This window comes from Pedobacter sp. (genome assembly GCF_045628745.1).
In the GTDB taxonomy this organism is placed as follows: Bacteria; Bacteroidota; Bacteroidia; order Sphingobacteriales; family Sphingobacteriaceae; genus Pedobacter.
Genome location: NZ_JAZQPU010000465.1, coordinates 1 through 6,124 on the forward strand (window position 1 = coordinate 1; position 6,124 = coordinate 6,124).

4 protein-coding genes are annotated in these 6,124 nt (G+C 40.0%); 2 read left to right on the top strand and 2 right to left on the bottom strand.

What is annotated here, in order from left to right; genetic code table 11:
* The coding region (locus ACR2F7_RS16670) for an ATP-binding protein (RefSeq protein ID WP_432714671.1) at positions 1-1,864 on the top strand (1,864 nt) is incomplete at its 5' end.
* A gap of 284 nt (positions 1,865-2,148) precedes the next feature.
* Here ACR2F7_RS16670 and ACR2F7_RS16675 read toward each other — a convergent pair.
* Positions 2,149-3,834, bottom strand: coding sequence for a sodium/sugar symporter (locus ACR2F7_RS16675; protein WP_432714672.1), 1,686 nt, complete (start codon positions 3,832-3,834; stop codon positions 2,149-2,151).
* Between the two features lie 52 nt (positions 3,835-3,886).
* Positions 3,887-5,056 carry a mannonate dehydratase gene (uxuA, locus tag ACR2F7_RS16680; RefSeq protein ID WP_432714673.1) on the bottom strand — a complete coding sequence of 390 codons (1,170 nt, stop codon included), beginning with the start codon at positions 5,054-5,056 and terminating at the stop codon, positions 3,887-3,889.
* Between the two features lie 841 nt (positions 5,057-5,897).
* On the opposite strand from uxuA, the gene ACR2F7_RS16685 reads away from it, so the two are divergent.
* Positions 5,898-6,124: carboxypeptidase-like regulatory domain-containing protein (locus ACR2F7_RS16685; RefSeq protein WP_432714674.1), on the top strand; the 227-nt coding region annotated here is incomplete at its 3' end.

Here is a 6,124-nt window from a genome sequence, read left to right on the forward strand (position 1 = left end):
CTTACAAATTGCCAATTTCTCTCACAGTAAAGGTGGCATCACTAAACACCTAATTATAGGTGATAAAAAGCAAATTGATTTTGACAAAAACTTCTCTGACGCTATTGATTGGTTTCTGGCAGGATGTTTAATTATGGGTGGACTTTTTTTCTTAGGCCTTTACCTGATTGGCAATAGAGATAAAGCCATCCTGTTTTTTGCTGTTTTTTCTATTGTTTACAGTTACCGCATTGTCGGTTCAGACGATTACGTGTTACATAATATGCTGCCAGATCTGAGCTGGTATTTAACCCTCCGTCTGGAGTATATTTCTCTGTTTTTAGGGCCTGCGCTATTTGGAATTTATACCCGCTATTTGTATCCTGATGATTATAACCGAAAGATACTCTATATAACTTGTGCCATCTGTTTTGCAATTTCCCTGCTGACTATGGTGCTGTCGCCTTACTATTTTTCACAGCTGCTGGATCCTTTTACTTGTTTCATCAGTTGTTTCATGCTTCATCTATTGTATGTTTATATGGTGGCCTGTCGTAAAAAGCGGTCTGGAGCTATTTATTCTCTCATCAGTTATTTTCTGCTGCTGGCTATTTGTAGCCATACCATCTTGTTCTTCTATGGATACATTTCCTCCTACGATTTTTTATGCTTTATCTGTTACATGGGCTTTTTTTTCCTGCAGTCTCTCATTTTATTACATCGGGTTTACCATCGTGTTCAACTGGCAAGAACCGCTGCAGAGCAGGGTTTAAAAGCAAAAAGCGACTTTTTGAGCACCATGAGTCACGAAATCAGGACGCCACTAAATGCCGTTATAGGCATGAGTAATTTGCTGTTGAGCGGTGAACCAAGAAATGACCAGAAAGAGAACCTCGAAGTGATGCACTTTTCGGCAAATAACCTCTTAGCTATCGTAAATGATGTGTTGGATTACAGCAAAATTGAAGCTGGAAAAATTTCATTTGAGCATATAGAAATGGATATTGCTTCAATTGCCCGGAATATTATTGGAGGTTTACAGAGTGCCGCCGCAGAGAAGAACATTAGCTTTAAACTAATTATAGATCCCCAATTAACTCAAAAGGTCATGGGCGATCCCACCCGGATTTCTCAGGTGATGACCAACCTGGTTAACAACGCGGTTAAATTTACTCAAAAAGGTGAAGTTTCCTTACATATAAAGGTGCAATATGAGGATGATGACAGCGTGAGCCTGCAAATAAAAGTAATTGATACAGGAATTGGTATTTCGCAGGATAAACAGAAACTTATATTTGAGCGCTTTACACAGGCAGACTCTTCTACTTCCAGGGCTTTTGGCGGAACAGGTCTGGGACTTTCGATCTGTAAAAGGCTTTTGGAATTACAGAATTCTTCTTTATTGCTCTGTAGTGAAGAGGGTAAGGGTTCTATGTTTTATTTTAACCTGCGGTTTGATAAAGGTGCTCCAATTAATTCTCCACAGCAAATGCCTGTCGCAGCTGTTTCCGAAGTTAAATCACTGCACAATATTCACATATTACTCGTCGAAGACAACCTGATGAATGTATTGGTGGCCAAAAAGTACCTCGAGCAGTGGGGTGCTAATATCGACGTGGCACACAATGGACTTGAAGCTATTGAAATGCTGGATACAAAGAAGCATAAAATGGTGTTAATGGATTTACACATGCCGGTGATGGATGGCTATGAAGCCACGGCAAAGATGCGCAGCAGTGGCGTTACTTTACCAATTGTTGCTCTGACCGCTAATGTATTGGAAGAAATTGAAGGCCAGTTAAAACAAGTAGGGATGAATGATTGTGTCGTTAAGCCATTTCTGCCTGATGAGCTTTACCGTAAGGTGAGGCATCATGTCAATTAAAAAAAGATGATGTAAATAAACAGGCCATATCACAATAGGTGATATGGCCTGTTTGCTTTCTTTTACCAATTTGTCCTGTTTAATAAATTTGTTAGCAGCCGGTTTGACCTAGAACAAAGTAAATAATAACGAAAAGAAAAATTGTTCCGAAGCATCCACCGCCCCATTTCCAGGCTGCGGCACCTGCTATTAATGTTTTAAGCCATCCTTGCATAATTCTTTGTTTGATTTTATATATGCTTAAACGCTAATAGAGGGCGGTTTGTTTGAAATAGGCTATAACACTACCAATAAACGGTATATAGAGCAGCAATTAAACCTAAAACAATTAAGGAGCCCACAGCAAAACCTTTACTGGTATAGAACATTTCTTTTTCAATTTCAAGGCCTTTGGCGATAACGCCTCTGCTGGTTTCATAGATACTAATCACAAACATAACGGCTATGCAAATGATAAAGACAAAGCCCATGCGGTCTAAAAATGGAATTTCGTATAACATCGTTCCATCTCTTTGAGCCACCAGCTTGGAAAAGCCTGATGCACTTAAAAAGCCTAAGTTCATGACGAACGGAAGGAATTTTAGCCCAACAGATAGTGCAAAACCACCTACGGTAGCAAATAGAGCCGCGTTAGAGGTTGTTTTTTTCCAGAAGAAGCCTAAAATAAACATGGCAAAGATGCCGGGAGAGAAAAATCCGGTGTATTCCTGAATAAACTGGAAACCTCCTTTTTTATCTATGCCCAGTAAAGGCGAAATAACAATAGCGACAATCATAGCAGTGATGACCACATAACGACCAACAATTACCTGTTTGTTCTCATCAGCATTTTTATTGATTACTTTTTTGTAAATATCAAGGGTAAAAATGGTGGCAATACTATTTGCTTTTCCCGCAAGAGAAGCTACCACAGCGGCCGTAAGTGCCGCGAAGGAAAGGCCTTTTAAGCCCGATGGCAACAGGTTCAATAAAACTGGATAGGCAGTATCTGGGGCTACCTCGCCACCTTGTATCATATCGGTATTGAAATCTCCATAACCTTCTTTGTATAAAACATAGGCTGCAATTCCTGGCAATACCACAATTACAGGCATCAATAATTTAAGGAATGAAGCAAATAACAAGCCTTTGCGTGCGGTAGGCAGGTCGGCACCTAATGCTCTTTGGGTGATATATTGGTTACAACCCCAATAGTTAAGGTTTACAATCCACATCCCGCCAATCAACACGGAAAGACCAGGTAGATCCAGGTAATTTTCATCTTCTTTTTTAAAGATCATATGGAAATGACTATCGGCATGCTCGGTCAGCAGGTTAAAGCCGTTGAGTACACCGCTGGTGCCAAAATGGGTAGCCACCAATTGCAGGGCGAGATAGGTTGTAGCAAGACCACCTAGGATAAGGAAAAACACCTGTATCACATCTGTATAGCCAATTACTTTCATCCCACCAAGGGTGATGATGATTGAAAAAGCCGCCAGCAGGTACATACAAAGGGTTAAATTAATGCCTGAAATGCTGTTGATGGCCAGTGCACCAAGGTATAGAATTGAGGTAAGGTTTACCACCACATAGAGTAATAACCAAAAAACAGCCATAATCATGGCCACTGTACCATTATACCGCTGGTGAAGGAATTGCGGCATGGTGAAAATTTTGTTTTTCAGGTAGACCGGGATGAAGAAAACGGCGACGATAATTAAGGTCACGGCGGCCATCCATTCGTAAGTGGCAATGGCAAGGCCCATTTTAAAGCCCGAGCCGCTCATACCGATAAACTGTTCTGCAGAGATGTTGGAGGCAATGAGGGAGGCCCCAATGGCCCACCAGGTCAGGGAATCTTTAGCCAGGAAAAAGTCCTTTGAATTTTCCTGCGCTTTCTTTTGCCGGTAAATCCACCAGCCGTAGAATGCTACGATTAAAAAGTAAGTGAGGAAAACGGCGTAATCTAAGGTACCAAGTGTTTTCATAATTTAGTCATGTGGTTATATAGTCTGTTAGGGTTGATTCTGTTTTAATCTTTTAAGGAAACAAGCATTTTTGGATACCTAGTTCGAGTCCTCTAATTTCTGCAAGACCTTTTAAACGGCCAATGGCACTGTAGCCTGGGTAAGGTGATTTATGAAGGTCGTCGAGCATTTGATGACCATGATCTGGTCGCATGGGGATCGCTCTTTGTTCGTCGGCCATTAATTTGATAATTTCTTTGACCAGGGAAAATACATTTGCATTCCCTTCCAAATGGTTGGCTTCATAGAAATTCCCTTCCTCATCTCTTTCTGTACTCCGCAGGTGCAGGAAATAAATGCGACTACCCAATCGTTGAATCATTCCAGGCAGGTCATTGTCTGGTCTGGCGCCAAAGGATCCGCTGCAAAAACACAATCCGTTCGATTTCGCAGGAACGGCACTTAAAATAGCCCGGGCATCTGCTTCGGTACTCATGATTCTTGGTAAACCTAAAATAGGGTAGGGAGGGTCGTCTGGGTGAATGGCTAATTGCAAGCCAGCATTATCAGCAATTGGCGTTACTTCCTTTAAAAATGAAATCAAGTTTTGACGAAGCCTATGGTCATCTATGCCTTTAAAACCATTAAGTAAGGCAAGCACCTGTTCTGGTGTGAAATGATCTTTGCTGCCCGGCAATCCTTGTAAGCAGCTGTTGAGGAGTTCTGCTTTAGTGAGTTCTGTAGTGTTGTCAAAGTAATAAGTGGCTTTTTCAATTTCCCGCGCTGTATAATTCTGGGTTGCATTCGGTCGTTTTAACAGAAAGAGATCAAAGGCTATAAAGGCCGATTTTTCAAACCTTAAAGCAAGGGCGCCTGTGCTTGTTTCATACTTTAGATTGGTGCGCATCCAATCTAATACGGCCATAAAGTTATAGGTGATGACTTTAAGTCCACATTGCGCTAGATGCTGAAGACTGATTTTGTAGTTTTCAATAAATAACTGGTAGTCACCGCCACGTTTTTTGATATCTTCATGAACGGGAAGGCTTTCTACTACTGTCCAGCGCATCCCTGCAGCTTCAATAAGTGTTATGCGTTCCTGGATGGCCTCAATTGGCCATATATCGCCAACAGGGATTTGATGAAGCGCCGTAACGACCTCTTCGCAACCGGCTTGTCGCAGGTCCTGAAGGCTTACAATGTCATCAGGTCCATACCAACGCATCGTTTGAATCATTTTCATAGGTATCTCTTCGGTTAATTTTCAGGTTATTTAAAAGGCAGACCTTTACGTTCATGATCGCCTTTAAAGCTGTTAAAAATTAAAGGTATAAATATTTATGCAACCGGTTGTATGTTTCGTTTCAAATAAATTTTATAAATCCATCTATTAAGTCATGTAGGCGTGAAACTCAAATTGAACCCATGAATTAATTCCTTCGCATAATGATGACAATAGCAATGATAGGCTAGGTTTTATAGTGAGTTAAAATAAACAATTGGCATTAAATTCCATTCAGCTTCAAAATTCCACAAATAGAAGGATAGGTTCACGTTCTCTGCTTATGTATTTTAGGTATGTGAAAATTTATCCATCTTCGGTTTGTGTAGATTAACCAGGACTATAACTTCAATATTTCATAGAACCCGGTTTTATTCGAGCTAAAGTGGAACCAGCAATTGGCTTGTCTATCAAAAATGATATTTGCTTTTTATGCAAGTTCATTCGGTCTCTTTTAATTATGGAGGTGGCTATTATTGAGTTATTTTTAACTAAGCATCAATCCGTTTCGCAAATTAAGTATTATCCTCTATGATGTTGAAAATTTCTAAATGCCTATAAATAGCAGTTTATGAGTGATTTAGTAGCCTTCAATGAAAATCAGCTCGCCTATAAATGAATAAAAATTTTATTTGACCGATTTATTAAAATAACTTATGCAATCGGTTGCAAGTTTAATTTTTAATTTCTACTTTTATGATAACCAAATATTCCTGTGTTCGATTCTCCATTCTAGACCGATGAGCTGAGCCCTAAGATTATTTAAAAAACAGAAAACCTGTTCACGTAAATTATTCCTCTTATGAGAAAACTTAGACTAAAAACTTTTTCCAGGTGTGCGGTATTGCTGATCCTTTTATTGGGATTAACGCCCCACTTACTTTATGCCCAAAAAAACCTGAAAGGGAGAGTATTGGATGAAAAAAATCAACCTTTGCCTGGTGCTGGTGTGAAATTGAAACTATCCGGTAAATCTACGGTGACAGGACAGGATGGCTCTTTTTCCATCACTGCTGCTGATAATGAAAA